The organism is Bordetella muralis (assembly GCF_965139205.1).
GTDB classification, from domain to species: domain Bacteria; phylum Pseudomonadota; class Gammaproteobacteria; order Burkholderiales; family Burkholderiaceae_B; genus Bordetella_A; species Bordetella_A muralis.
Map to the genome: position 1 here is coordinate 39,649 of NZ_CBCSIU010000017.1, position 26,227 is coordinate 65,875.

The window sequence follows — 26,227 nt, forward strand, 5'->3', positions numbered from 1 at the left end:
ACCGATGTGACAGCGCCCCATAATCGCCAACGGATGTCATCGTTTTGGCGTAGGCTAGGCATATATTTCAGACTGTCATGGAATAGTCACACAATTGCAGTAAAACCGCAGCCTTTGTCTCTAGAATTGGAACCCGGTATGTCTACGTCGCTGGTCGAGCCCCCGTTTTTGAACCGTGAACTTTCCCTGCTGAAGTTCAATGAACGGGTGCTGGCGATGGCGGAGAATCCCCAGGTGCCGCTGCTGGAGCGCCTGCGCTACGTATGTATCGTCAGCTCGAACCTGGACGAATTCTTCGAGATCCGTATTTCCAGCCTCAAGGAACAACTGCGTCAGAATCCCGCCTTGGTCGGGGCTGATGGCTTGACCCCTTCAGAGGCTTTTGCGCGCGTACAGGAAAAGGTCCACGTTCTGGTGGATCGCCAATACACCCTGCTCAATGACGAGATTTTTCCCTGCCTGGATGCCGAGGGAATTGCGTTGTTGCACGCTTCGGAATGGAATGCCGAGCAACAGCAATGGGCGCACAAGGTCTTCAATCGCGACGTGATGCCTTTGCTCACGCCGATCGGCTTGGACCCGGCTCACCCTTTTCCGCGGGTCTATAACAAGAGCCTCAATTTTATTGTGGCCTTGTCGGGTGCAGACGCGTTCGGCCGCCAGGCCTCGATTGCCATCGTGCAGGCGCCGCGAGCGCTGCCGCGATTGATCAAAATGCCGCCCGAGCTCTCCGGCAAGCCCGACGGCTACATCCTGCTGACCTCGTTGCTGCGCGCTTTTGTCGGCGAGTTGTTCCCGGGGCTGGAAATGCTCGGTTGCTATCAATGGCGGGTGACGCGCAACAGCGACCTGTTTGTCGACGAAGAAGAAGTTACCAACCTGCGCCACGCCCTGCAGGGCGAACTGTCGCAGCGCAACTTCGGCGCCGCCGTACGTCTGGAGATCGACCGGTTGACGCCCGACGATCTGGAAACTTATCTGCAGCGGGAATTCTCGCTGACAGCCGATGATACGTATCGCGTGAACGGCCCGGTCAACCTGTCCAGGCTGATGCAGTTGTGCAACGTCGACAACCGTCCGGATCTGTTGTTTACGCCTCACCACGGCTCCGTTCCGCCGCCGCTGGACAGGGTTGCCGACAAACCTGCGGAGTTGTTCGCGGCCGTCGCCCGTGCCGATCAGTTGTTGCATCACCCCTACCAGTCATTCCAACCCGTGATCGATTTCCTGACGGCCGCGGCAGTGGATCCGGACGTGATGGCGATCAAACAGACCATCTATCGCACCGGCGAAGACTCCGAATTGATGAAAATCCTGCTGGCGGCGGCGCGCGCCGGCAAGGAAGTGACCGTCGTGGTCGAGTTGATGGCCCGTTTCGACGAGCAGACCAATATCAATTGGGCCGCTCGCCTGGAGGAGGTAGGGGCGCATGTGGTGTATGGCGTGGTGGCGCACAAGACGCACGCCAAAATGGCATTGGTGCTGCGCCGCGAAAAAGGGCGGCTGCGCCGGTACGCTCACCTGGGCACCGGCAACTACCATCCGCGCACCGCACGGCTATACACCGATTTTGGTCTGCTGACCGCGGATCCAGATTTGTGCGAGGACATGGACAAGGTCTTTGCCCAGCTGACGGGCTTGGGCGCGCGCCGGACGCTGAAGTCGCTGCTGCAATCGCCGTTTACCATGCACGAGACCATGATGTCTCTGATCCAGGCGGAAATCCGTGCCGCGAAACAGGGACGCAAGGCCAAAATCATGGCCAAAATGAATTCCCTGCTCGAGGAACAGATCATCGCCGAGCTCTACAAGGCCAGCCAGGCCGGAGTCAAGATCGATCTGGTGGTGCGAGGCGTATGCGCGCTGCGAGCAGGGGTGCCAGGCCTCTCGGAAAACATCCGGGTGCGCTCCATTGTCGGGCGATTCCTCGAGCATTCCCGGGTGTTTTATTTCTATGCCGATGGCGACGAGCCCGTGTATCTGTCCTCGGCCGATTGGATGGACCGGAATTTCTTCCGCCGCGTCGAGATTGCGTTTCCGGTGCGGGACAAGGATCTGAAAAAGAGGGTCATAGACGAGGCCTTTACCTATGCCTGGCGCGACAATCAATTGGCCTGGGATCAGCAGCCCGACGGTACCTCTAGCCGTGTGCGCAACCGTCGCGCGGCGTTCAATATGCACGAATTCCTGATGGAACGGCTGAAATAAGGCCGCCAGCCCACACTGACACGTTTCGTGTATGTGACTGTCATGGTCTTGTCATGTTGGGCTTCTAACATTCGTTACGTCGATGATCGGACGGGCGGAAACAGCCCGCCGCGACCTCCTAAACGAACACAGAAGGAATTCGAATGTTCAACCGCGTATTCAAACAAATTACCATCGGTGTTGCGCTGAGCGGCGCCGTTTTTGCTGTACAGGCTGCTGATATCACCGGCGCTGGTGCTTCGTTCCCGTACCCGGTCTACGCCAAGTGGGCGTCGGAATACAAGGCTGCGACCAATACCGCAGTGAACTACCAATCGATCGGTTCGGGCGGCGGTCAGCAACAGATCAAAGCCAAGACCGTTGATTTCGGCGCCTCGGACGATCCCCTGAAGGCCGACGACCTGGAAAAGAACGGTCTGCTGCAATTCCCGGCCGTGATCGGCGGTACCGTGGCTGTGGTCAACGTCGACGGCGTGAAGCCGGGCGAACTGAAGTTGTCCGGCCCCGTATTGGGCGATATCTTCCTGGGCAAGATCAAGAAATGGGACGACGCCGCGATCAAAGCGCTGAACCCCGATCTGAAGCTGCCCTCGTCGGACATCATCGTGGTGCACCGTTCGGACGGTTCGGGCACGACCTTCGGCTGGACGAACTACCTGTCGAAAGTCTCGCCTGAGTGGAAAGAAAAGGTTGGCGAAGGCAAAGCCGTCAAGTGGCCCACCGGGCAGGGCGGCAAGGGTAACGAAGGCGTCGCTGCCTACGTTGGCCAGCTGAAGAACTCCATCGGTTACGTCGAATACGCCTACGCCAAGCAGAACAAGCTGGCCTGGACGCAACTGCAGAACAAAGACGGCAAGTTCGTGCAACCCGAACAAACCGCTTTCGCTGCCGCTGCTGCCAACGCCGACTGGAAGAGCGCGCCTGGCATGGGCGTGGTCCTGACCAACGAGCCGGGCGCCGCTTCGTGGCCCGTGACGGCTGCTACCTTCATCCTGGTGCACAAGGTTCAAGACAAGCCCGAGCAAGGCCGCGCCGTGCTCGAGTTCTTTGACTGGGCCTTCAAGAATGGCGCCAAGTCCGCAGAAGCGCTGGACTATGTGCCGCTGCCTGACAACGTGACGGCTGAAATTCGCGCCACCTGGAGCGAAATCAAGTCCGCTGACGGCAAACCCGTCTGGAAATAAGCATCTTAGTAGCCACTAAGATGTAACGATGCGCGGGCCCATCAAGGTCCGCGCATCGTCTGCGCCGCCAGGCCCGAGTATCTCTAAGCGTATTTCAAGGAAAGCCCATCCATGAGCGCGGTAATGGATAATGGTGTGCCACGCCAGTCTCATCAGACGGATTCCGTCACTACCGGTACGCCTTCGCCTATGAAGCAAAACAATAACGCGCTAATGGATGCGCTGTTCAAGAACGCCACGCGGCTTTTTGCCTTTCTGGTGTTCATTCTGTTGGCAGCAATCATGCTGTCCCTTATTTATGGCAGCCGCGAGACACTGGCCAAGTATGGCTTGTCGTTTCTGTGGACCAACGATTGGGATCCTGTCCAGCAGAACTACGGCGCGATTGTCCCGATTGTCGGCACGCTGCTGACCTCGGCCATTGCCTTGATCATCGCGGTACCCGTGTCATTCGGTATCGCGATATTTTTGACCGAGTTGTCGCCCGCGTGGCTGCGCCGCCCCTTGGGTACGGCAATTGAAATGCTGGCTGCCATTCCGTCCATCATCTACGGGATGTGGGGCTTGTTCGTTTTTGTGCCCATTTTCCAGCAGTATGTGCAGCCGACCTTGATTTCCGTGCTGGGGGGCATCCCCGTGATTGGCGGCATCTTTGCCGGCCCGCCGTTCGGTATCGGTATCTTCACGGCCGGCCTGATCCTGTCCATCATGGTCATTCCGTTCATTACCGCCGTGATGCGCGACGTGTTCGAACTGGTGCCCACCATGCTGAAAGAGTCAGCCTACGGCCTGGGCAGCACGACCTGGGAAGTCATGTGGCGCGTGGTTCTGCCCTTTACCAAGACGGGCGTGATCGGCGGCATCATGTTGGGGCTGGGACGTGCCTTGGGTGAAACCATGGCGGTGACCTTTGTGATCGGTAACGCCTTTCAGTTTCCGGGCTCGTTGTTTGCGCCGGGCAATTCGATTGCGTCCGCACTGGCCAACGAGTTCAACGAAGCCGGGGGCCTCCAGAAATCCGCGTTGCTGGAACTGGGTCTGATTCTGTTCCTGATCACCACCATCGTTCTGGCCCTGTCGAAAGTGCTGCTGTTGCGTGCGACGGCCTCCGAAGGCAAAAAGAGCTGATCGGTCTGCCGGACGTTAATGGGAAGAAACATGGCTGAATCTGCAATCAACATGAGCAACGGCATTTATCGCCGTCGCAATCTGGTCAACAAGGTCATGCTGACCATCTCGCTGACCACACTGGTGTTCGGATTGTTCTGGTTGTTCTGGATCATTCTGACGCTGCTGTTCAAAGGCGCACCCGCCTTGTCGTTCACGCTGTTCACCGAGATCACGCCGCCTCCGGGTCAACAAGGCGGTTTGATCAACGCGGTGGTCGGCAGCGTGCTGATGGCAGGTGTCGGTACGCTGATCGGCACGCCGATCGGCGTGTTGGCGGGCACCTATCTGGCTGAATACGGCCAGCGCGGCTGGCTGGCGCCGGCGACGCGTTTCTTGAACGACGTGCTGTTGTCCGCGCCCTCGATCATCATCGGCTTGTTCATCTATGCCGTATACGTGTCCCAAGTCGGACACTATTCCGGCTGGGCCGGTGCGCTGGCACTGTCCATCCTGGTGATTCCCGTGGTGGTGCGCACGACCGACAATATGCTGCTGTTGGTCCCCAACAGCCTGCGTGAGGCAACGGCCGCCCTGGGTTGCCCTAAATGGCGCATGATCACCCTGGTCTGCTATCGCGCTGCCAAGACCGGGATCATTACCGGTATCTTGTTGGCCATCGCCCGCATTTCGGGTGAAACCGCGCCGCTGCTGTTCACCGCGTTGTCGAACCAGTTTATGTCTTGGAACATGAATGCGCCCATGTCCAACCTGCCGGTCGTGATTTACCAATACGCGGCCAGCCCATTCAAAGACTGGAACGATCTGGCCTGGGCCGGTGCCACGTTGATTACGCTGCTGGTGCTGAGCATCAACATCCTGGCTCGCAGCCTGTTCCGCAAATCGTAATTGCCATGCCGGCGCCGTGGGGCGCCGGTGATAGGAAGACAAATGGAAAATACCGTTCTCGCCGACAAAGCTGCCAACGCGGCCGCTGCTCCCGCAGCCAAGTCCAAGCTCGAAGTCAAGAACCTGAATTTTTACTACGGCAAGTTCCACGCGATTCGCAATGTGAACATGTCGATTCGTGAGAACAAGGTCACCGCGTTCATCGGCCCGTCGGGCTGCGGCAAATCGACCCTGCTGCGTACGTTCAACCGTATGTTCGAGTTGTACCCCGGCCAACGCGCCGAGGGCGAAATTCTGCTCGACGGCGAAAACCTGCTCACGTCCAAGACCGATATTTCGTTGATCCGCGCCAAAGTCGGCATGGTGTTCCAGAAACCCACGCCGTTTCCCATGAGCATCTACGACAACATCGCTTTCGGCGTCAAACTGTTCGAGCGCCTGTCCAAGGGTGAAATGGACGAGCGCGTGGAATGGGCCTTGAGCAAGGCTGCGCTGTGGAACGAAGTGAAAGACAAGCTGCATCAAAGCGGCAATAGCTTGTCGGGCGGTCAGCAACAACGTCTGTGTATTGCGCGTGGCGTGGCCATCAAACCTGAAGTGCTGTTGCTGGACGAGCCTTGTTCGGCGCTGGATCCGATCTCGACCGCAAAGATCGAAGAACTGATCGCCGAGCTCAAGAGCGATTACACCGTCGTGATCGTGACCCACAACATGCAACAGGCCGCTCGTTGTTCCGACTACACTGCTTATATGTATCTGGGCGAGCTGATGGAATTCGGCGACACCGACCAGATCTTTGTGAAGCCGGCTCGCAAAGAAACCGAAGACTACATTACGGGTCGTTTTGGTTAATAGCCAGCAGCATAAAAAAAAACGCCAGACTTGTCTGGCGTTTTTTTTATGCACCTTTATCGCGGAAACCGTCGACAGGGCGAAGCTCCAGTCAGCGATTCGCGCTGAGCTCGCGATCAGTACGTCACAGTCATGGTTGCGTAATAAGCGCGGCCCGGCTCGTTGTACGTCGCAGCGCCGGCGGAGCTGGCGTTGCCTTCGCGATAGAGCTTCTTGTCGAACAGGTTGCTTACCCCGACGCGGAAACGCAGGTGGCTGTTCGGCTCGTAGCCTACGCTCAGACCCACCAGGGCATAGGGGCTGACAGTCTGGCGGCCTTCGCCTTCCAGCGTTTCACCTGTACGCAGGTTCATCGACGGGCCTTTTTGCTTGCCGTAGTACGTCACGTTTGCCTGGAACGACCATTCGGGGGTGTAAAACCAGTCCAGCGTGCTGTTGACGGTGTACTTCGGAATGATGCTCAGCGGCTCGCCCGTGTCCTTGTTCTTGGTTTGCATCATGTAGGTGAAGTTGGTGTTCCAGTCCAACGTCGGGGTCAGGGGGATGAACAGGTTACCCTCAAAACCCTCTACAACTGCTTTACCGCTATTGGTCCATTGCAGCACGGGCGCGCCGTTGTTCAAGCGGTACAGATACTCTGTGTCTGCAACGATCTTGTTTTTGTAATCGTTGCGGAAATACGCGGCGCTGGCGCGCCACGTACCTGGATCGTATTCGAAACCGATTTCCTTGTTGACGCTGATTTCCGGCTTCAGATTGTCGTTGCCCGCCAGGTAGCAGCCACCCGAGTTGCTTTCGGCGGCCCAGCAGCCTTGTCCGCGGCTGTAGAGCAGGTAGTTGGGATTGGACTGATACAGGTTGGGGGCTTTGTAGGCGCGGGCAATACCGCCCTTCAGGCGCAGCGAGTCGGTTGCTTTGAACGACAGGTTCAAGCTCGGACTGAAATTGCCGCCGAATTCGCTATTGTGGTCATAGCGCAAGCCCGGGGTCACGATGGTGCGCTTGCCGGCCTGGATGTTGTCTTCGAAGAAAAGGGCGTAGCTGTCCTGGCTCGTCCTGGTCGGGCGATCGCCGCTGGGCGTGCCGTTGATACCGTTGCCTGTAGTGCCCGTATCGTAGCTCTGGCGCAGGGACGAGGGGTCGTCCAGCGATTCATGCAGGTATTCCACCCCGACAGTCGCTACTTGCTGCAGGCCGAGCGTGAAAGGCACACTGGCCTCGCTGGCCGCGCGCAAACTGCGCAGGCGTGCCGTGCTTTTGCCTAGATCGGTCGGCGCGCCTTCGGGACCGCCAGCCAAACCCTCGGCTTGACGGGCGTTGCGCGTGTAATCGTATGACAGTTCCGAACGAGAGGTCCCCCAGTCGTAGTTGCCTCGATGCGTCAAGCCGAAATTCTCGCGATACATGGCGTTGGTTTCTTTGCCATACAGGCTGTCGGAGAACTCGCTGTTGGCGTTGTTCATCGTGTCGCCGGCATAGATGTTGCCCTGGCGGCTGAAGCCCATTTCGAATTCGAGCGTGTTGCGAGTGTCCGGACGCCATGCAAACAGGGCATTGATGTCCTGATTGATCACCCCTTCGCGGCCGGACGTATTGGCGATGCCGTTTTCATCGACCGTCGCATGATCCGCGTTGATGTTGCGGTCATCGGCATTGGTCTTGCTGTAGTTGGCATAGACCCGCATGCTGAGCGTGTCCGAGATCGGTGTGGACAAACGCGCATTGACGCGATTGGTATTGCCCTCGTCGCTGTCTTCCGGCTGGTTGATGTAGTAGGTGGCGGAGGCCGTGGGCTTGTCGCTGGGCTGTTTGGTGATGATGTTCACCACACCGCCCATGGCGCCTGAACCGTAGCGCGCAGCGGCAGGGCCGCGGATGACTTCGATGCGCTCGACTTCTTCTGCGGGGACCCAGTTGGTGTCGCCGCGGGTATCGCGATCGCCATTCCAACCGTAGCGTACCGAGTTGCGCGACTCCACCGGTTTGCCATCGATCAGGATCAACGTGTTTTCCGGGCCCATGCCGCGGATATCGATTTGACGGCTGTTGCCGCGTGCGCCGCTGGAGCTATTGCCGGTCAGGTTCACGCCGGGTTCGCGACGGATGATGTCGGACAAATCGTTGGTGGGAGGACGGCGCTGAATCTCTTCAGCAGTGATCACGGACACCCCCAATGATTCTTTCACTTCTTCCTCTGCCGTACCGAGGACCTCAACGGCGGACATTTCCTGTACGACGGCAGAGTCGTTTGGCAGGGGAGCGTCAGCCTGGCTTTGGGCCAGAGCGGTACCTGAGAGGGCGAGAGTAATCAGGGCGCCTAGATACTGGCGCTTGAAGGGTGGCGTGGACATGCCGATTTCTCCGGGGTGCGCAATAGATAGCGCGCCATCAGTTACATTCGTGGCGCGCCTGATATGTGTTATTGGGAATGATTTACACTATCATTTTTACGTCAGGATTATGTCAGCAAAGCTCAGGTCTGGGCTTTGCTTGCACACTAGATTGTTTTGCTAAATCCCCATTTCTCTCTGTTCGTATCTGTATGAGTTCGGTATCGCTCAGTCATAGCGCGGCACTGCGGCGCAACGCTCCCTTGCTCGACGAACCCGCCTTGCACCGGCAGGCGCGCCATAGCGCGGTGCACTACGCCGTGGTGGCGCCTGGCACGAACCGCCCCATGTTTGAGGGGGTGGTGGATACGGTGCAGCTAGCCGATGGCCTGAGTCTGCATCGAGTGGATGCGCGCGACTTGCAGGGCGTTGCGGTACATGCCCACTTGCAACCTGGGCTGCGTATTGCCCTGACGGTGGGTGGCAAGGCCGACGTCAGCTACGACGGATACCGCTTGCTGTTAGGGCCTCGGCCGGATGGCGGCGCGTGCGGGGCCGTGGTGGCTTTGACGCAGCCCGCCGCGTTCAAGCGGCAGTCCCGTCGAGGCGATCTCGAGCGCAGTGTCAGTCTGACCGTGAGCGACACGTGGCTACAGCAGCGTTTAGGGGAGGCTTTGCCTTCATGTCTGGCGTTCGCCCGGCAGCATCTGTCGGTACATCCCTGGAATGCCTCTGCGCATGCCATCGCATTGGTCGAGCAACTGTTGGCGCCGTCTGAGCTGGACGGCGCATTGCTGCGCATGTATCAAGAATCCCGGTCGCTCGGTCTGGCGGTGGAGGCGTTGAGCAGCCTGAGCGGCGCGGTGCTGTCACCGGTGGCCGACGGGTTGCGGCAGCGAGAGCGATCCCGGATGGAGCAGGTGCGCGAGTTGCTCGACAGTGGGGAGGCCGACGAGATGAGCCTGGTGCAGATTGCCAAGCATGCCTGCCTGAGCGTGAATACCCTGCAGCGTCATTTTCGTGCGGTCTGGGGCAAAACGGTGTTTGCTTATCTGCGCGACGCGCGCCTGGACCGTGCGCGTATGGCGCTGGAACGCGACGCGATCAGCGTGACCCAGGCGGCATTGATTGCAGGCTATTCCAGCCCGGCGAACTTCGCCACGGCATTTCGTCAGCGATATGGCATACCGCCCGGGCNAGCCGGGCGGCGAGTGCCTGAATGATGACGTTCAGGCGTTTCTTCAGCGTGTCAGAATCCGTATAGCTCTGCCGGGTTATCCACGAGGATGCGAGCGCGTAATTCGCTGTCTGGCACCCAGGTGTGCAGCGCTGCCAATGTCGACGCGGTAGCGGGTGGTGTCGGCATCTCCGTCGGATGGGGCCAGTCGGATCCCCATACCAATCGCTCGGGTGCAGCCTGCAATAGTTCATTGGCGACAGGCGCCGCCGAGTCGACGCCGCCTGCCAGATAATGGCCCGATAGCTTGACCCAGCCCGTGCCTCCTTGCAGCCGTGTATGGACGACTCGCCGCGCTGCTTCATAGGCATCTGTCGTCGGCGCCATGCGCCCCAGGTGGTCAAACACCACCGTGCAGGGCAGGCGCAAAATCATGTCAGCGTTTTCCGCGATCTGCGCGGGCGTCATGTGCAGTTGTACATGCCACCCCAGCGAGGCAATGCGCCTGGCCAGCGGCTCGATCATATCGATACGCACAATCGAGGTATGGGCGATGGCGACAGTAAAGCGGATGCCGCGAATGCCGCCTTGATGCAGAGTTTGCAATTCGCCGTCAGACACGTCAGGGAACACCACACCGACACCGCGCGTCTGACTGGCGCCCAATTGCTCGATGGCGTCCAGCGTGACGCGATTGTCCGTGACATGAGGCGCAGGGGTGACGACCACGGCGCGCTGCAGGCCTAGTTCGTCTCGCACTTGCCGATAGGCCTGCGCGGTGCAGGATGCCAGGGGATTGGGCGCGGCTGGTGCTGCGATCAAGTCGGGGTTGTAAATGTGAATGTGCGAATCGCAGGCATTTGCGGGCAGGAATTGCACCTCGTGCGATGCGGTAGCTGGGATTTCGGAGGCGGCTTGAGTCGGTGCGGTCACGAGTGTTCCTGCATGCTGTCAAAAGGGAGAGCCCAGTCTGTTGTGGGCGGCAATCCTCGATTTTAAGCATGCAAGAAAAAAGACCACCCCGTGCGAGTACGGGTTTCAATACCGCGCTTGTCAGCGGCCCCATCAAAACCAATTCACGCGAGAGGGCCATAGCAGATGGCCGGCGCGTGACACGAGCCGGCGCACGGGTTCTGCTGTATCGCTTATTGATCGACGACAAATCCGTCAAAATGGCGTCGCATGGAAATCGGTTTGGTCAGCGGTGGGCGAATTTTTTGGGCATCTGGCAGCAGATTCATGCCCAGGCCAGGGCCTGTCGGGATGTCGACAAAGCCGTCTGTTGGCAGAGGAACCACATCGACGACATCGCTGCCCAGGTGTTCCGCACGTGATTCGAAAATCCCCGCTTCGAAGCCCGTTGCGTATTCCTGAATGGCAAAGTTGGGAATGGCGGCAGCGACTTGCAAGCAGGCAGCCAGGCCGATGGGCGATAGGGGATTGTGCGGTACGACCTGCACCTGATGGGCTTCGGCGATGGCCGCGACCTTCTTGGCGCCCGTAATGCCGCCGCATAGACACAGGTCTACGCGTGCGTACTCCGCACCGTTTCTCGCCAGCAGTGCTTCGAATTCGTACAGCGTAGAGAAGCGTTCACCCGTCGCGATCGGAATATTGATTTTCTCCGCCACACGCGCCATCGCATCATTGCTTTCAGGGCGAATGGGGTCTTCTATGAACATCGGATGGGTGTGCTCAATACCGTGGGAAAAGGTGATGGCCTCTGCCGGCGTCAGCCGCCGATGGATTTCGATCAGCAGATCCACGCGGTCTCCAACGACTTCGCGCATACGTTCCGTGTTGTCGATTGCATCACGCATCTTTTTGATATGCGTCTTGAAGTAGACCTGATCGTGTCCTTCGTCCAGGAATGGATTCAAATGGCCAAACGCGGTGAAGCCGGCATTCATTTTTGCTTCGCATTCGACCAGCATTTTTTCTATGGTGTTTTCGTAGATATGGCCGTAGATACGAGCCTTGGTGCGCGCTGCGCCGCCGAGCAGTTCATAGATCGGCACGCCGAGGGCCTTGCCTTTGATGTCCCACAATGCCATATCGATCGCAGAGATGGCGGCGTTTTCGGCGAGCCCCTGAAAATAGCTGAAACGATGCATGACGTTCCAGTGATGTTCGATGGGGAACGGGTCTTTGCCCTCCAGATACTCTGCAAAGCGGGCAATGCAGGCCCCGGCCGCCTGGATGTGACCCCAGGTTCCGGCTTCACCGAAACCAATGATGCCCGCATCAGTCGTGATACGCGCGAACATGAATTGGCCTACGTGCAAAGGTTCTACTTTCTTGATCTTCATGCTGCTGGGTTCCCTGTCGTTGATGCGTGGGTTGTCAGTTATTGACGATGTTGGCTTTCTTGATGAGCGCACCCCATCTCTGGGCTTCGTTCTCGATGAATTGCTTGGTCTGCTCCGGTGTCATCGTGACGGGCTCCGCACCCGCTGCGATGAGCTTGTCGCGAAAGCTCTGCTTATCCAATGCTTGCTTGAGGTCTGCAAATAAGGTCTGGCTGACCGCGCTGGGTGTTCCTTTGGGTACGGCAAATCCGAACCAATTGGCAACGCGAAACTCGGGGAAACCGGCCTCTGCCGCTGTGGGTACCTTGGGCAACGTGCTGACGCGTTTGTCGTGAGCGACGGCCAATACCTTGAGGCGGCCGGAATCGACATAGGGCGCGGCAGTGGGAGCTGCAGTAATCAATACATCGACTTGGCCGCTGAGCAGATCATTCAGTGCCGGCCCTGAGCCCTTGTAGGGCACATGAGTCATATCGATGCCTGCGACAGATTTCAGGAGTTCACCTGCCATGTGGGGGCCGCTGCCGACACCCCCCGATGCGAAATTGACCTTGCCGGGATTGGCTTTGGCATAGTCGACCAGCTCCTGCAGTGTATTGACGGGCAGTTTTGAGCTGACGGTCAGTACATAGGGGGCTTCTGCATAGATGGAAACGCCGTCCAGATCTTTGATGGGATCGAACGTGAGGGATGGAAACAGACTGGGCACGATGGTCTGCGTCATCTCGTTGGATAGCAGGGTATAGCCATCGGGCTGCGCGTTGGCGACAAAGCCCATGGCGATCGTGCCGCTGGCGCCACCCTTGTTTTCGACCACAAAGGATTGGCCCGTGGACTCCATGAGCGCTTGTGAGGCAATGCGCGCCATGATGTCCGTTGTTCCCCCTGGGGAATAAGGAACGACGACGGTGACGGGGCGTGTGGGATAGGTCGTGGTGGCGTGCGAGGCAAACGTAGCTACGCACGCGCCTATCAGCAAGAGTTTCTGTAATTTATGCATGTTGTCTCCGGTTTGTTTTATGAATGGAAGTCCTGCATGCAGAAATTAGACACGGGTTATGGGTGTTTAAAATGGCCCAAAACTGACTCTACTTTTCAGCCCCAGGTTAATAATGAACGAGTTGACGGGTGCTTCTGCCGAGATGGCTTTTTTCAGTCTGTTGGTGAATGCGGGCAGCCTGACCGCGGCGGCCAGGGAGTTGGGAATTTCTCCGCCGGCGGCGACACGCCGCCTGAAATTATTGGAGGAACGGCTCGGCGTGGCGCTGTTGGCGCGGACGACGCGGCGAATGAGCCTGACGGCAGAGGGAGAGGAATATCTCAGTCACGCCCGGCGCATTCTTTCGGATATTCAGGATTTTGAGCACTATCTATCAAAATCGCGTGTCGAGCCTCAGGGATTGCTGAGAGTCAATGCCACGCTGGGTTTTGGGCGCAACCATATTGCGCCCCTGATATCGAGGTTCTATCAGCGTTATCCCAAGGTACATGTCGAGCTGCAATTGACCGTCAATCCGCCGCCGGCATCGGATAACTCTTTTGATGTGTGTATCCGTTTTGGCGAGCCTCCCGACTCGCGTATGGTCGCGCGGAAACTCGCGAATAATCGGCGGCTATTGTGTGCCTCGCCGGATTACCTGCAAAAGTATGGGGTGCCGAAGACGCCGCGCGATCTGGCGCGTCATCATTGCATTGCGATCCGGCACGGGGATGAGGCGCATGGCCTGTGGCGATTGTCCTCGGCGCAAGGGTCGGAGTTGGCCAAGATCAACGGGCCGCTGGTGACGAATGACGGCGACATCGCGGTGCAGTGGGCACTGGATGGGCTGGGCATCATCATGCGGGCGGAGTGGGACGTAGCCCGGTATCTGGAGAGCGGGCGATTGCAGGTGGTGCTGAGGAACTATCGGACGCCTGAGGCGAATATCTACGCGGTTTATCCGCAGCGGCATCAAATGGCGCGGCGGGTGCGGGTGTTTGTTGATTTTCTCGGGGAGGCGTTTGCTCGGCTTTCGGGCGGGGCGGTTTGGCGGTAAAGGAGGGCGCGCCTAGAACAGATGTTGCGAGGCGTAGCGGTGGAGTGTTCGTTGCTGTTCGGAGGTGTCTCTATGGAGACGTCCCGGCCGCGTGCCTGAGCGAGGTGCCGGGCCTATCGCACGGACTCGGCCCATGACCAGGGGCCTCGGCCTCGCTGCGCGAGGCTAAATCCGTGCTCTACGGCCCGGCACCTCGCTCAGGCACGCGGCCGGGACTCGCATTGAGGAAATGCGACGGACGACGAGAAAGTGCGGCGGACGATGAGGGAATGCGGCGGACGTGGGATGGCAAAGCTGCGGCTACGGTGGGTCGGAGCCGCTGGCTTTGCGGGTACGTCGGGGCTTTTTTGCTGGTTAGCCGACTACGCGGAAGCGTTCGGCGTCGTCCATGAAGGCTTTGTCGCCGAAGGAGGCTTCGTTCGAGCCAAAGGGCATCTGGGCGCGCAATTTCCAGCTGGCGGGGATGTTCCATTCGGCAGCGACGGCGGCGTCGATGAGCGGGTTGTAGTGCTGCAGGCTGGCGCCTACGCCGGCGTTGGCCAGGGCTGCCCAGGTGGACAGCTGGGCCATGCCGCCCGATTGTTCCGACCAGACGGGGAAGTTGTCAGCGTACAGGGCGAACTGTTCTTGCAGGCTGCGCACGACGTCTTGGTCTTCGTAGAACAGGACAGTGCCTACGCCGGCGGCAAAGCTCTTGAGTTTGGCTTCGGTTTTGTCAAAGCCTTCGGCCGGGGCGACTTTGCGGACCTCGTCAATCGCGATTTGCCAGACTTTGTCGCTTTCGGCGCCAAACAGGATGACGGCTCGCGAGCTTTGCGAGTTGAATGACGAGGGGCTGTGCTTGATGGCGTCCTGGATCAGGGCGGTCAGTTCCGCTTTCGAGGCCGACAGGTTGCGACCCAATGCATATTGGGTGCGGCGTTGCTTCAGCGCTTCAAGAAAGGCGTTGCTCATGAAAGAAGTCTCCCGACTAATAGATAGACAGTGAAAGTACGGGCAAATTCTAACTGCTGCGTTGCATCAACGTCACCGGTTTTCGCCGGAAAAAGCACGTTTTGGCGTAGGACAAATTGTTCCTCTGGTGGTGCTAATGGAGCCCCCAGGGGAAAATGCCGGCCATCCACCTTTCCTTTTGCCCCCGCACGGGAGTAGGGAGTTGGCCTGGCAGGGGACGTCAATGCGAAACGGATCGCATGGGCCAGATCACCAGAGTGGCGAATCCGACCGCCAGTCCGGCCGCAATGTCCCAGAGATCGTGCTGCCATGTCGTGACCGTGGAAACCAGCACCAGCAGGCACCAGCCATGCCATGCCCAGCGAGCCAGGCGGTGATGCTGTAACTGCGGCAACCACGCTGACCAGACCAATAGCAGCGTCGCCGCATGCAGTGACGGGAACATGTTGTAGGGCTGCTCAAATGCCCTCAATTGGCTAAAGAGCAGGCCTGTCACTCCATCCGGCTGGGGCAACGGGCGTACGTTGATCGAGGGAACGAGCGCAAATGCCGCAAAGCAGGTTAGTTGCGCCGCCACAATGCGGGCAGCATGCCGCCGCAATGCGTGCAGGCGCTCGAACGCGAAAAACGTGCAGGGAAAAATGAGGTTCAGGCTGAGGTAAGGCCAGATCGTCCAGGCCAGAAAGGGAATCTTGTCGTCCCACGCGGTATGCCATGACACGGCGTCGGGCTGGGCCGCCGCCCAGCGATTGGTCAGGCTGTAGCCGATGAGAAACAGCAGACTCGAAAGCAGCATCCAGCCGATGGCTTCTCGCCAGGGATGATCCGATATCTCTCGATCACCGGTAAACTCCGATTCTTGCACCATTATTGTTTTGCAGGTTGATGACAGATAACTCGAGCGCGGCCTTATCTCATCCTGGCGACCGCTGGGTCAACAGTCCAGCCTGGACGTTGCTGGAGCAGGCGCATGACGGGCGTATGCTGCTCGTGTTGACTGGTGGTGCCGACGAAACCTATATCGTAGACGAAGCCGTCTCCGATGCTTGTGTACATCGCGTTTTTCAGGCATGGCAAAACGGGAGTTTGTCCTCGTTGCGGGATGATCCGGAATGTGGCGCAGCGGTGCGTCAGATACGGCGGGTCGGGGCGTTGGTGCCGCCTCGGGCGTTGGGCGAGGTCAACCGTTTTTCGGTCGCGTGGCTAGGGGATCCGTGTGATGCGTTGATGCCGGTATTGACCACGATGGTCGCGGAATACCGAATCGCATTGCAGGGCGATGTGCCGCCTGATGCCGTTGCCGCCACGGATGGCAATATCGAGGATCTCCTGCTCGTCGTGCGCACCAATGCTCAATGGGAGTCCGCGTTGAGGTCCTATGCCGCGTTGCGGCCGCGGCAGCGGCACTTGTTCATCGATACGGCGTATCACCACACGGTGAGTATTGGCCCGTACGTTGTGCCAGGCGATACGGCGTGCGTCGCATGCCTGGGGCATCGTGTTGCTCATCGCTGGGGCGATTTGTCAGGCCCTGCCAAACCCGCCGTGTCGACCCGACCGCACACGATCGCTGCCTTGTTGGCGCCTTTGTTGACGGCGCCTGGCGGCCTGCTGCCGTTCATCGAACATAGCGTCAGTTTGAATTTACAGTCCTTGTCCAGTGTGCGTGACAAGGTCTTCCAACTCCCCTGGTGCCCGGTATGTGAGAGCCGGCATGACCCGTTGGCCGGGGCGTTGGATCTACCTTGGCAGGTGTCTCCGCCTGTCCCCTTGTCTGGCCCGGCGGGTCATTGAGGAGTTTGCCTTGTATCGTCTGCCTGATCAGTTCGATCCCTCTGGGCGCCAGGATAATCTGTCAGCGGCTGGGGGCGGATCGACGTCGACGACGTGCAGCAGTTGTCTGGTCACCGTCGGCATCGCGAGTGTGGCCACATCGTCGATTTTCTCGGGGCTTGTACCCGAGGTGTTGGGGCGAGCGGGAGCGTCTGACTCGACTTCGGCCGGCGCGTCTTCAACGGTTGCTGCGACTGAGCCATCATCGTCCGCTGTCATCGTGCCTGCAGCGGATCATATCGATACGAATGGGCAAGCGAGTGCCTCGCCTGTACAAGCGCCCATGGCAACATCAGAGACTGGCCGACATTACGATGCACGCTTGTCCGCAGGCCTGCGCCAGCCTATGTCGAAGGGCGAGCGCCGCACGATGGGGGCGCTGTCGATTGTATTGGCTGCCATTGCAGGGGTGCTCGGGTTTCTCGTACAGCCTCTGTTTGGCGCCATTGCCTTTTTCGCGGTTTACATCGGCATATTCTGCGTAGTTTACGAACGTTCGAATCGATCTCCTGGGCGGGGGGCTGCCGTCGCGCTGTTGATGTTGATCGGCATTGTGGCGTGCGCGGCGCTTGAGATGTATTTCTGGATTGAGAACATGTGACTGCGGATATGCCTCAGCTGTTATCGCACCGTTTACTGGAGCAGGCGGCAGGCGCACGTTGCGGGCTGGTGCCGCCCGTCAGCCCTGTCGATCCGCAGCCTTGCGACAGGCTGGGTCCGATCTTTGACGGCAAGCTGCTGGCGAATGCGGCGGTGCCCAAAGACCCCGTGAACGCATGGCAAACGGTATCCGGGGCCGTCGCGCTGGATTCGCGGGGTGCCATCGCTGGCGCGATCGCAGAGGCCCTGGAGCGTCTGGCGGCGGCGCAGGCCACATTGACCTTGCGTATGCGTTCACAACTCGTTGACGACGAGCGACTGGATGACGACGTGTTCGCCTTGTTTTCCTCTGAGCAGCGAGCACAGCCCGATTTTCCGTGGCCGATGGTGCCCTCGCCAGATGATCTCTATGCGCCGGTATATCGGCTCGCCGACAACCAGATGTATTGGGTGCCCCAAGAACTGGTTGGGTTGGGCCCGCGATCGGGCCAGGCGCGCATGCCTTCGACATCCAGCGGCCTTGCCGCGTGGCGCGACGAGGCTAATGGGCCTTGGCTTGCTGTCTTGCGCGCCGCGCAGGAATTATTAGAGCGCGACGCGTTGGCGACAACATGGCTCAATGGCCTGGGTGGCCGCCAGTTGAGCTTGCCTGTCGAGTGGACCGATTATGTCGCTGCCAGTGGCGGGGAAATCGCGGCCTTTGATCTGACCCAGGCGTGGAATCCTCATCGTGTCGTCGCTGTCGCCGGCGGCCTGCCATATGCGGGGCATCCACGTTTTGTGTTGGGCGTTGCGTGTCGTGCGAACTTGAGCGAGGCATTGCATAAAGCGCTATTGGAATGGGCACAGGCGTTGACCTTTGCATCTCATCTGGCAGATCGAGGCGACGATTTGCCGCGTCAGCCTGATGCGTTGCGCCGTTTTGATCAGCATGCCGTGTTCTATACCTTGCGGCCTGATTTGTGGCGCCAGACTGCGTTGATGGAACACGCCACGCCTCATGTCGAGCGGGCTTTTGACGCAGTAACGGCAACGAGGAGAACACGGGCAGAGAGCGTCGAGGCGGCAATGGCGAGCGCTGTGAGCCGCACCATGGCAGCTGATAACGTGTGCTCTGATGTATCAGGCTGCGGCCAGTCCTTGGCGCAGTTGCGTGCATTGCAGGTATCACTGACGAGTAGCGGCATTGATCTTTACTATCGAGAGCTCACGACGGTCGATGTGGCGGCCACCGGTCTTCGTGTGATGCGAGTGCTGTCGCCGCAATTGAGCGGATTGCACGCCGACGAACGCGCGCCGTTTCTGGGTGGCCGTTGTGCGGATATCCAATGGCGTTATCCCGGTAGTGTGCGCCACACAGCTTTTCCGAATCCTCTTCCTCATCCGTTGGGCTGAGAACCCGGCCCGTTGCCATGGCATCCCATATGCATTCCGATTCAGATTCGCCCTGGGCCGATGCGCCTTTGTTTCATCTGTTCTGGACAAACGGAGCGCTCAACGATAGCCGGGCAATGGCGATGGGGCAGCGTATAGCGCGTGACGCTGTAAGGCCGGCAGGAACGCCGATGCCAGTACATCGAGCCGGTACGCTGGCGCTGCCCGAAGTGTCGAATGACGATGCCGATGCGCCAGATCGTGATACCTCTGTCTGGAATCGTCGTGCCAGTTCACGCTCATTCGGCGATGAGTCCGCAACGTTGCGCGACCTGGGGCACGTACTGCATCCGCTGCGAACGCGTTCGCAGGGCACAACACGGCTGTTGCCGTCGGGCGGCGCCAAGTATCCCATTCAGACTTATGTGGCGTTGTGCCGATTGGACGGTCCAAAGGCATTATCCGGCCAAATTGCCTGGTACGATAATGTGCGTCACGGGCTGGCACCGGTATGCGCTTGCCCCTCTTGGCCGGATCTGGCGCACACATTGGGAGTGGACTGGATCGATGAGCCTGCGGCCGTCGTTTTCATGGTCGCTCGTCCAGAGAATACGCTCGCCAAATACGGCGAGCGTGGCGGGCGCTTTCTGCTGATCGAGGCAGGCGTTCAGCTCGGCGCGCTCAGCTATCAAGTTGCGCAGATCGACTGGGCAGGCTGCGCGATTGGTTCCTATCACGATGAGGCGGTGCTGGCGCTTTTAGGATTGTCGGCGCCTCGTCACGTGGCCGTATCAGCGTATGCGTTTGGCCCCAAGAAAGCGTAAACCGTGGCTTGCATGGGCAGCGGGTTCTGTACCGTGCTGCTCGGTGCATGTGGGTCGGGCGTTGCGAGCCCACATTGGAGCTCGCCCCCGCTAGAATATTTCCATGATGGATAAATTACGACTGGACAAATGGTTGTGGGCGGCGCGCTTTTACAAGACGCGCAGCCTGGCCTCGCAGGAAATCGGTAAGGGGCGGGTACTGGTCAATGATCAGGCCGCCAAACCCGCACGTGAAATCGCCGTAGGCGATCGGGTGAGCGTGCGTAAGGAAGATCCGCCGATTCACGTACACGTTCGAGCGCTGAGCGCCGTACGCGGTCCTGCGCCGGTCGCGCGCCTGCTTTACGAAGAAACTGCAGAAAGCATCGCGGCACGCGAGCGCGCTGCCGAGATGCGCAGACTGGCTCCCGAACCCGCCCAAGGTATCGCTGCAGGGCGCCCCACCAAACGTGATCGACGGCTGATTGATCAGATGCGTGGCAAGTGAGTCTGCAAGGATAACTGCTGTAACGAGGCAATCGCCAACCCGTGCCGGCTCCCGGCGCTGATTCGTTGATTGTGGTAGCATTCCGTTCCCTGACGAGAACGACGCGTTTTTTCGTTTACGGTCAAGGCAAATCAGTACCCACGGGGCGTAGCGCAGCCTGGTAGCGCATCTGCTTTGGGAGCAGAGGGTCGCGAGTTCGAATCCCGCCGCCCCGACCAATGAAATCAAAGGCCTACAGATCTAGATCTGTAGGCCTTTTCCCTTTCTGGGAATTTTGCCTCACTGCCGGGCAACGAGAGCGCTGCCCCATTAACGGGGATGGGTATTCATCAGACGGGCTGGAACCATTACCAGACAAAATTTGCCAGCCTGTTCTGCGGCTCGGGACGCTTCGTCGACAACGAGCCAAGCTCGTACGATTTCCTGATCGTCGACGAGACGCATCGCTTGAACGCAAAGAACGAGCTATATGGAAGGCACGCGGTCTCTGGATCATCGCGCTCAATCTCACATTCATGATTTGTATCAAAACATTCATATATTTTGTGCGAATATAGGCGCTTATTGGCATTGACGTGCAATACTGTGCAATATGGTATCTAGTCATTAATCGGCATGTCTGCGCAGCGGACCATGGCGTCGAAGAAATTTTTTCCTACATCGAGGGAAGTAAATGACTTTGTGTACCGAGTCCGAGCCGCACTCCAGCTTGCTGGATTTTCAGATGCCAGCGTTCGTTATGCCATTTCCACAGGAAGTGAATCCGTTGCCTTCTCCCGAGGAAGCTACAACGAGATGGGCTGAGATGCATGGCCTGCTTCCGACCCCTGCCTCGCGAACTCGATTTCAGGAGGCGCGATTCGGTCAACTCACGAAGCTCTCTCATCCGACTGCAGATAAGGATCTGCTTGATCTGATGGCCCAGTGGTACACCTGGTTTTTTCTATTTGACGATCAATTCGACGACGGACCTCTTGGCGTTCGTCCCGATCTCGTGCCGGAGATGATCGCCCCATTCATGGGCGTTCTTAACGACGTCTCTCCTCCCGCGACCAACCCTCTCGCGCTCGCGCTTGCAGATCTGTGGGGCCGCACTACTCGCGGGTCGCGATCGTCGGCTTGGCTGCGTCGGCTGGCTCGAGACGCTCGTTCCTATATCGACTCATATCGCTTTGAGGCCATTCACCGCGCTGGCAACGAGCGTCTCGGGATCGGGGAGTATCTGGCACACCGTAAGAACTCGACTGGCATGCGGATGATCTTCGACATTTTCGAGATCATCGCGCAGGCCGATTTGCCCGACCACGTGATCGAGTGTGAAGCGTTTCTGGCGCTACGTGCATCTGGCGTTCTTATTACGGGGCTACACAATGACATCATTGGGCTCGAGAAGGAGGTAGCGCGTGACTATCCCTTCAACATGGTCGTGGTTGCGCGCGAAGTGCAAGAATGCTCACTACAGCACGCAATCGATTTGGCCAATGCTGTCACTACCGGCCATGTTGCGGCATTCCTTACGGCGAAATCTGAACTTCCCGGAGAGCTTGACGCTCTTGGCGTTGATGCGGCGACCAAGGCGGCGGCCATGCGAACGGTTCAGGAGTATCAGCGGATGATCCGCGGCCACTATGATTGGTCTTTGAAGACTGATCGCCTTGTGAAAATTGAATACACAACGAAGGACCAGCCGCCCAGCTTCCTTCCGGAGTTACTCGTACCGCATGCAGTCGCGGTTCAGACGGGTTCTTAGCTTGGGAGCTGTGGCGTCCCGCTGATGCACGTCGTTCGATTGCGGACCGTGCACATAGATCCAGCGCGACGGTTGTCCGGTGTGCTCATACGGACGTCTCTCTCACTCACGAGCTGTTCGATCTCATAGACGAGCCGGCCATCTTGGCACGCCAATCATGTGAATCGAAACGGCCGCCTCAATAGGTTAGTGGTTTCAGCAAAGGGTAGCTCATGCGGATTGTATTAGCTCGACCTAGAGGATTCTGTGCCGGCGTCGAACGGGCGATCGAGATCGTAGAGCGGGCATTGAGCCGATTTGGCCCGCCGGTCTACGTGCGTCATGAGATTGTCCATAACCGCCATGTCGTGGCAGATCTCGAAGCCAAAGGCGCGGTGTTCGTGGATGAACTCGACGTGGTTCCGCCTGGCAGCGTCACTGTCTTCAGTGCACATGGCGTCGCATACTCAGTCGAACGCAATGCCCAGCAGCGAACGCTCGATGTGATCGACGCCACCTGCCCCCTGGTGACCAAAGTTCACATAGAAGGGCAGCGCTACGCGGGAGAGGGCCGAACCGTCATCCTGATCGGCCATGCAGGACATGCCGAGATCATCGGGACGCTGGGACGGATTTCTGGCCCCGTCAAGCTGATTTCTACGGCCGAAGAGGTGGCGTCGCTCGTTGTCGACGATCCCGAGAAGTTGGCCTATATCACCCAGACGACGCTGAGCATCGACGATACGCGGGTGATCATCGACGCACTGAAGGCGCGCTTTCCGGCCATCGTCGGTCCGGACATCAGGGATATCTGCTACGCCACGCAGAATCGGCAGCGCGCGGTGCGAGAGCTGGCCAGAATCGCCGAGGTCATTCTGGTCGTTGGCTCGCAGAACAGCTCCAATTCCAATCGGCTGCGCGAGATCGGCGAGGAGCTCGGCGTTCCGAGCTACCTGATCGACGACGCCTCGGCAGTGAATCCGGCATGGCTGCACAGCAAGAGTACCGTCGGCATTACCGCCGGCGCATCCGCGCCGGACAGTCTCGTCGATCAATTAGTCGAGGTATTGCAGCGCCGCCACGATGCCGAAGTGACGACATTGTCGACGATTGAGGAGAATGTCCGATTTCGCTTGCCTGCAAGGTTGGCTGATTGACACGCCATCTCCTTTCTATGCCGCCCCGTACTCCCGATGCAGTCTCCGCGGGAAGCAACCTGTTTCCTCGGATTAAGCGGAGCAACGATTGAGGATTTCACAATGAGCGCTGCTGACGAGCGACGACACATCACTCCTTTGCTGAACAACCTTGAAGGGCCACACAGCCTTCGCCAGATCGATGATACGGACCTCTTGAAGCGCATCGCTGAGGAGCTGCGGAACGAACTTCTCGATGCAGTCTCGTTAACAGGCGGCCACCTAGGTGCCGGACTTGGCGTCGTCGAGCTGACCGTGGCCCTGCACGCCATTTTCGACACGCCGGAAGACCGTCTCATCTGGGATGTAAGCCACCAAGCCTACCCCCACAAAATCCTGACCGATCGGCGCGATCGCATCCGCACGCTGCGCAAGGGGGGCGGCCTTTCAGGATTTACGCGGCGGGCCGAAAGCCGTTACGACCCGTTTGGCGCCGCCCACAGCTCGACGTCGATCTCGGCGGCCCTCGGCATGGCTGTGGCGCGCGATCTCGGCGGGCAACGGCGGAATATCGTTGCCGTGATCGGTGACGGCGCGATGAGCGCGGGCATGGCCTATGAAGCATTGAACAATGCTGGGGCGATGGCCGCACGCCTGATAGTCGTGCTCAACGACAACGCCATGTCGATCGCCGCGCCCGTCGGGGCCCTAAACCGATACCTCTCGAACCTGACCGGGCGTGGAGGCTCTGAGCCGGCGTGCGGGCGCCCGGACCGGACGCTCTTCTCGGATCTCGGTTTTCGGTATGTCGGGCCGATCGACGGGCACGACCTCGATCAACTGTTGCTGACGCTACGCCGCGTTCGCGACGACCCGTCCCCCGGCCCCGTCCTGATCCATATCGTGACCGAAAAAGGCCATGGATATGCTCCGGCGATGGGAAGCCCCGATCGGCTGCACGCCGTGTCCGGCTTCGATGTGACGACTGGCGTGCAGGCCAAGTCGNCGCCGCAGGCGCCGACCTATACCGAGGTCTATGCCAAGGCCTTGATCGCCGAGGCAGAGATCGATTCAGCGATCGTGGCCATAACAGCCGCGATGCCGTCGGGCACTGGCGTCGATGCCTTTGCCAAGCGTTTCCCGAAGCGAGCGTTCGATGTCGGCATTGCCGAGCAACATGCCGTGACTTTCGCCGCCGGCATGGCGGCGGAAGGGATGAAGCCATTCTGTACCATCTATTCAACCTTTCTGCAGCGCGCTTACGACCAGGTGGTTCACGACGTTGCGTTGCAATCACTGCCAGTTCGGTTCGCCATCGACCGGGCTGGGCTGGTTGGGGCCGATGGCGCCACGCATGCCGGCAGCTTCGACCTCGGCTATCTCGGCATGCTGCCGGGCATTGTGATCATGGCCCCATCCGACGAGGCGGAGTTGATGCATATGGTGGCGACGGCGGTCGCGATCGACGATCGACCCTCGGCCGTGCGCTACCCTCGAGGCGCGGGCACCGGCATCGCTCTGCCGGCCCGCGGCAAGGTGTTGGAGGTCGGCCGTGGCCGCATCGTGCGCGAAGGTGGGGGGGATATCGCGATTCTCAGCCTCGGTACCCGACTGCAGGAATGCCTCAAGGCAGCGGACGAACTGGACGGCCTTGGCCTGAGCACCACCGTAGCAGATGCCCGCTTTGCCAAGCCGATCGACTGTGAACTTGTCGAGCGGCTGGTTCGGGAGCACCGGGCTTTGATCGTGATCGAGGAGGGGGTCGTCGGCGGCTTTTCCTCGCTGGTGCTGCATCACCTCGCCGTCACTAACCAGATCCACACCGGCGCCAGAATCCGGCCGATGGTTTTGCCCGATCGTTTCCTCGACCACGATCACCCGCATGCGCAGTACGACGATGCCGGTTTGACCGCACGCCACATCGTGACGGCTGCGCTGGACCTATGCGCATGCAGTCCGGGTGACCGCCGGAGGTTCGCATCGGCTCATCCGCAATTCTGAACGCTATGGGGGCTCAACGAATGCAAGATTCTGCACAGAGTGCACTAGCAACGTCCACCATATTGCCATTAGATGGCGCGTATGATCTGGGCCGCGCTATGGCCGACACGGCTGAGAACATCGAGCAGGTTCTCAACTCCTTGCTGCCGGAGCTCAGGCCAGGAGAGCCTCCCGTGGTCGCGGCTATGCGCTATGCCACTTTGGCGGGAGGCAAGCGCCTGCGCCCATTTCTGGTTGTCTCCTCGGCGCGCGTGTTTGGCGTAACGGGGCCAGGTGTCCTGCGGACTGCCGCGGCACTGGAGATGGTCCACTGCTACTCGTTGATCCATGACGATCTGCCGGCCATGGACAACGATGATCTTCGCCGCGGCAGGCCGACCACTCACAAGGCCTTCGATGAAGCAACCGCGATTCTTGCCGGCAACGCGTTGTTGACGCTGGCGCTCGAGATCTTGGGCAATGCTGTGACCCATCCAGAGTCCGATGTGCGGATCTCGCTCGTCACCGGCCTCGCCCGGGCGGCCGGTGTCGCGGGAATGATCGGCGGCCAGGCCATGGACATGGCGGTGCATGAGACCCCCGTGATGGATCTCGATGGGCTCATCCGTTTACAGCAACTGAAGACTGGGGCGCTCTTCGCCTTTGCCGGCGAGGCCGGGGCCATTCTGGGCAAGGCGGCAGACGACGCGCGCAGGGCGCTGATATCCTACGCGTACGACATGGGCGTTGCCTTCCAGATTGCAGATGACCTGCTCGATGTACGCGGCGAGGCCAAGGACATCGGCAAAACCCCCGGCAAGGATGCAGCCAGCGGCAAGGTGACCTTCGTCTCGCTTCTCGGCGAAGGCGAGGCCGAGGTACGTGCGCACGAATTCTCCGACCGGGCGATCCGGCATCTTGACGCGTTCGGTCCCGAAGCCGACGCACTTCGTGCCGTTGCCCGGTTTGCAGTCGAACGCCGCAAATGATAGCGCTGCTGAGGTCAACTTCCATACCGCCGAGCGGTTCAGTATCAGGGCGCTGTCACCTTATCCGCAGGAGATTCCGTCGTGAGCACCGTCCGCGCCTGTCGCCAGATTCAACGCCGGAAATCCCGCTAGCTGCCCTGCCTGTGCTGCCGTGAGGCGCGCTGTCTCTGCGCGAATGTGTTCGCGCTTATGCTAATCTGCTGATAGCC

22 protein-coding genes, 1 tRNA gene and 1 pseudogene are annotated in these 26,227 nt (G+C 59.4%); 18 read left to right on the forward strand and 6 right to left on the reverse strand.

Annotated features, from left to right (window positions below):
* Positions 1 to 138 precede the first annotated feature (138 nt).
* From ppk1 to pstB, 5 genes are all read left to right on the forward strand, one after another.
* The gene (gene ppk1 / locus ACNA0I_RS20370; protein WP_415807856.1) at positions 139 to 2,208 is read left to right on the forward strand and encodes a polyphosphate kinase 1; all 2,070 of its coding nucleotides are present in this window, start codon (positions 139 to 141) and stop codon (positions 2,206 to 2,208) included.
* A gap of 143 nt (positions 2,209 to 2,351) precedes the next feature.
* A complete protein-coding gene (gene pstS / locus ACNA0I_RS20375; RefSeq protein WP_415807857.1) occupies positions 2,352 to 3,392 on the forward strand; it encodes a phosphate ABC transporter substrate-binding protein PstS in 1,041 nt (346 codons plus the stop codon).
* A gap of 111 nt (positions 3,393 to 3,503) precedes the next feature.
* Complete coding sequence (pstC, locus tag ACNA0I_RS20380) at positions 3,504 to 4,520, forward strand: phosphate ABC transporter permease subunit PstC (RefSeq protein ID WP_415807858.1); 1,017 nt, start codon at positions 3,504 to 3,506, stop codon at positions 4,518 to 4,520.
* Between the two features lie 30 nt (positions 4,521 to 4,550).
* Entirely contained in the window at positions 4,551 to 5,408 is an 858-nt protein-coding gene (gene pstA / locus ACNA0I_RS20385) for a phosphate ABC transporter permease PstA (protein ID WP_415807859.1), read from the forward strand.
* A gap of 42 nt (positions 5,409 to 5,450) precedes the next feature.
* A complete protein-coding gene (gene pstB / locus ACNA0I_RS20390; protein ID WP_415807860.1) occupies positions 5,451 to 6,260 on the forward strand; it encodes a phosphate ABC transporter ATP-binding protein PstB in 810 nt (269 codons plus the stop codon).
* Between the two features lie 116 nt (positions 6,261 to 6,376).
* On the opposite strand, the gene ACNA0I_RS20395 is transcribed toward pstB, so the two are convergent.
* The gene (locus ACNA0I_RS20395) at positions 6,377 to 8,611 is read right to left on the reverse strand and encodes a TonB-dependent siderophore receptor (RefSeq protein ID WP_415807861.1); all 2,235 of its coding nucleotides are present in this window, start codon (positions 8,609 to 8,611) and stop codon (positions 6,377 to 6,379) included.
* 935 nt (positions 8,612 to 9,546) lie between these two features.
* On the opposite strand from ACNA0I_RS20395, the gene ACNA0I_RS20400 reads away from it, so the two are divergent.
* A partial coding sequence (locus ACNA0I_RS20400) for a helix-turn-helix transcriptional regulator (RefSeq protein WP_415807924.1) occupies positions 9,547 to 9,787 on the forward strand: 241 nt, incomplete at its 3' end.
* A gap of 52 nt (positions 9,788 to 9,839) precedes the next feature.
* Here ACNA0I_RS20400 and ACNA0I_RS20405 read toward each other — a convergent pair.
* The 3 genes from ACNA0I_RS20405 to ACNA0I_RS20415 form a co-directional block, all read right to left on the reverse strand.
* Positions 9,840 to 10,700, reverse strand: a complete 861-nt coding sequence (locus ACNA0I_RS20405) for an amidohydrolase family protein (RefSeq protein ID WP_415807862.1) — start codon at positions 10,698 to 10,700, stop codon at positions 9,840 to 9,842.
* Positions 10,701 to 10,912: 212 nt separating this feature from the next.
* Positions 10,913 to 12,076 (reverse strand): mandelate racemase/muconate lactonizing enzyme family protein, encoded by a 1,164-nt coding sequence (locus ACNA0I_RS20410; RefSeq protein WP_415807863.1) that lies wholly within the window; start codon positions 12,074 to 12,076, stop codon positions 10,913 to 10,915.
* Between the two features lie 34 nt (positions 12,077 to 12,110).
* Entirely contained in the window at positions 12,111 to 13,076 is a 966-nt protein-coding gene (locus ACNA0I_RS20415; RefSeq protein ID WP_415807864.1) for a Bug family tripartite tricarboxylate transporter substrate binding protein, read from the reverse strand.
* Between the two features lie 112 nt (positions 13,077 to 13,188).
* Here ACNA0I_RS20415 and ACNA0I_RS20420 point away from each other — a divergent pair, with 112 nt between their 5' ends.
* On the forward strand, positions 13,189 to 14,112 hold the full coding sequence (locus tag ACNA0I_RS20420; RefSeq protein WP_415807865.1) for a LysR family transcriptional regulator: 924 nt from the start codon (positions 13,189 to 13,191) through the stop codon (positions 14,110 to 14,112).
* A 354-nt stretch (positions 14,113 to 14,466) separates the two neighbouring features.
* Here the strand turns inward: ACNA0I_RS20420 and ACNA0I_RS20425 are convergent, their stop codons facing one another.
* Positions 14,467 to 15,066 carry a nitroreductase family protein gene (locus tag ACNA0I_RS20425; protein WP_415807866.1) on the reverse strand — a complete coding sequence of 200 codons (600 nt, stop codon included), beginning with the start codon at positions 15,064 to 15,066 and terminating at the stop codon, positions 14,467 to 14,469.
* 220 nt (positions 15,067 to 15,286) lie between these two features.
* Positions 15,287 to 15,934: a phosphatase PAP2 family protein gene (locus ACNA0I_RS20430; RefSeq protein ID WP_415807867.1), complete on the reverse strand. Its 648-nt coding sequence runs from the start codon at positions 15,932 to 15,934 to the stop codon at positions 15,287 to 15,289.
* A 17-nt stretch (positions 15,935 to 15,951) separates the two neighbouring features.
* On the opposite strand from ACNA0I_RS20430, the gene ACNA0I_RS20435 reads away from it, so the two are divergent.
* The 11 genes and pseudogenes from ACNA0I_RS20435 (at position 15,952) to ACNA0I_RS20485 (ending at position 26,018) form a co-directional block, all read left to right on the forward strand.
* Positions 15,952 to 16,860: a hypothetical protein gene (locus tag ACNA0I_RS20435; protein ID WP_415807868.1), complete on the forward strand. Its 909-nt coding sequence runs from the start codon at positions 15,952 to 15,954 to the stop codon at positions 16,858 to 16,860.
* 10 nt (positions 16,861 to 16,870) lie between these two features.
* Positions 16,871 to 17,500, forward strand: a complete 630-nt coding sequence (locus ACNA0I_RS20440) for a hypothetical protein (protein ID WP_415807869.1) — start codon at positions 16,871 to 16,873, stop codon at positions 17,498 to 17,500.
* Between the two features lie 8 nt (positions 17,501 to 17,508).
* Positions 17,509 to 18,894 (forward strand): YcaO-like family protein, encoded by a 1,386-nt coding sequence (locus tag ACNA0I_RS20445; protein WP_415807870.1) that lies wholly within the window; start codon positions 17,509 to 17,511, stop codon positions 18,892 to 18,894.
* Between the two features lie 170 nt (positions 18,895 to 19,064).
* Positions 19,065 to 19,697 (forward strand): SagB/ThcOx family dehydrogenase, encoded by a 633-nt coding sequence (locus tag ACNA0I_RS20450; RefSeq protein ID WP_415807871.1) that lies wholly within the window; start codon positions 19,065 to 19,067, stop codon positions 19,695 to 19,697.
* 106 nt (positions 19,698 to 19,803) lie between these two features.
* A complete protein-coding gene (locus ACNA0I_RS20455; protein ID WP_415807925.1) occupies positions 19,804 to 20,184 on the forward strand; it encodes an RNA-binding S4 domain-containing protein in 381 nt (126 codons plus the stop codon).
* A 141-nt stretch (positions 20,185 to 20,325) separates the two neighbouring features.
* Positions 20,326 to 20,402 (forward strand) — tRNA-Pro (locus tag ACNA0I_RS20460).
* A 455-nt stretch (positions 20,403 to 20,857) separates the two neighbouring features.
* Positions 20,858 to 21,934 carry a terpene synthase family protein gene (locus tag ACNA0I_RS20465; protein ID WP_415807872.1) on the forward strand — a complete coding sequence of 359 codons (1,077 nt, stop codon included), beginning with the start codon at positions 20,858 to 20,860 and terminating at the stop codon, positions 21,932 to 21,934.
* 212 nt (positions 21,935 to 22,146) lie between these two features.
* Positions 22,147 to 23,070, forward strand: a complete 924-nt coding sequence (gene ispH, locus ACNA0I_RS20470) for a 4-hydroxy-3-methylbut-2-enyl diphosphate reductase (protein WP_415807873.1) — start codon at positions 22,147 to 22,149, stop codon at positions 23,068 to 23,070.
* Positions 23,071 to 23,172: 102 nt separating this feature from the next.
* On the forward strand, positions 23,173 to 24,054 hold an 882-nt coding region (locus tag ACNA0I_RS20475; protein WP_415807874.1), incomplete at its 3' end, for a 1-deoxy-D-xylulose-5-phosphate synthase N-terminal domain-containing protein.
* A gap of 1 nt (position 24,055) precedes the next feature.
* Positions 24,056 to 25,050 (forward strand): annotated as a pseudogene (locus tag ACNA0I_RS20480) (transketolase C-terminal domain-containing protein); the annotation flags it as partial.
* 98 nt (positions 25,051 to 25,148) lie between these two features.
* Positions 25,149 to 26,018: a polyprenyl synthetase family protein gene (locus ACNA0I_RS20485; protein ID WP_415807875.1), complete on the forward strand. Its 870-nt coding sequence runs from the start codon at positions 25,149 to 25,151 to the stop codon at positions 26,016 to 26,018.
* Positions 26,019 to 26,227: the final 209 nt, after the last annotated feature.

What these genes read in the sequence shown, in the direction of transcription:
- ispH (WP_415807873.1), top strand. Translation starts at nt 22,147, where the DNA reads ATGCGGATTGTATTAGCTCGACCTAGAGGATTCTGTGCCGGCGTCGAA.
- ppk1 (WP_415807856.1), top strand. Translation starts at nt 139, where the DNA reads ATGTCTACGTCGCTGGTCGAGCCCCCGTTTTTGAACCGTGAACTTTCC.
- pstA (WP_415807859.1), top strand. Translation starts at nt 4,551, where the DNA reads ATGGCTGAATCTGCAATCAACATGAGCAACGGCATTTATCGCCGTCGC.
- ACNA0I_RS20450 (WP_415807871.1), top strand. Translation starts at nt 19,065, where the DNA reads ATGCCAGTACATCGAGCCGGTACGCTGGCGCTGCCCGAAGTGTCGAAT.
- ACNA0I_RS20465 (WP_415807872.1), top strand. Translation starts at nt 20,858, where the DNA reads ATGACTTTGTGTACCGAGTCCGAGCCGCACTCCAGCTTGCTGGATTTT.
- pstC (WP_415807858.1), top strand. Translation starts at nt 3,504, where the DNA reads ATGAGCGCGGTAATGGATAATGGTGTGCCACGCCAGTCTCATCAGACG.
- ACNA0I_RS20415 (WP_415807864.1), bottom strand. Translation starts at nt 13,076, where the DNA reads ATGCATAAATTACAGAAACTCTTGCTGATAGGCGCGTGCGTAGCTACG.
- ACNA0I_RS20435 (WP_415807868.1), top strand. Translation starts at nt 15,952, where the DNA reads ATGACAGATAACTCGAGCGCGGCCTTATCTCATCCTGGCGACCGCTGG.
- ACNA0I_RS20425 (WP_415807866.1), bottom strand. Translation starts at nt 15,066, where the DNA reads ATGAGCAACGCCTTTCTTGAAGCGCTGAAGCAACGCCGCACCCAATAT.
- ACNA0I_RS20420 (WP_415807865.1), top strand. Translation starts at nt 13,189, where the DNA reads ATGAACGAGTTGACGGGTGCTTCTGCCGAGATGGCTTTTTTCAGTCTG.
- ACNA0I_RS20455 (WP_415807925.1), top strand. Translation starts at nt 19,804, where the DNA reads ATGGATAAATTACGACTGGACAAATGGTTGTGGGCGGCGCGCTTTTAC.
- pstS (WP_415807857.1), top strand. Translation starts at nt 2,352, where the DNA reads ATGTTCAACCGCGTATTCAAACAAATTACCATCGGTGTTGCGCTGAGC.
- pstB (WP_415807860.1), top strand. Translation starts at nt 5,451, where the DNA reads ATGGAAAATACCGTTCTCGCCGACAAAGCTGCCAACGCGGCCGCTGCT.
- ACNA0I_RS20395 (WP_415807861.1), bottom strand. Translation starts at nt 8,611, where the DNA reads ATGTCCACGCCACCCTTCAAGCGCCAGTATCTAGGCGCCCTGATTACT.
- ACNA0I_RS20430 (WP_415807867.1), bottom strand. Translation starts at nt 15,934, where the DNA reads ATGGTGCAAGAATCGGAGTTTACCGGTGATCGAGAGATATCGGATCAT.
- ACNA0I_RS20445 (WP_415807870.1), top strand. Translation starts at nt 17,509, where the DNA reads ATGCCTCAGCTGTTATCGCACCGTTTACTGGAGCAGGCGGCAGGCGCA.
- ACNA0I_RS20485 (WP_415807875.1), top strand. Translation starts at nt 25,149, where the DNA reads ATGGCCGACACGGCTGAGAACATCGAGCAGGTTCTCAACTCCTTGCTG.
- ACNA0I_RS20410 (WP_415807863.1), bottom strand. Translation starts at nt 12,076, where the DNA reads ATGAAGATCAAGAAAGTAGAACCTTTGCACGTAGGCCAATTCATGTTC.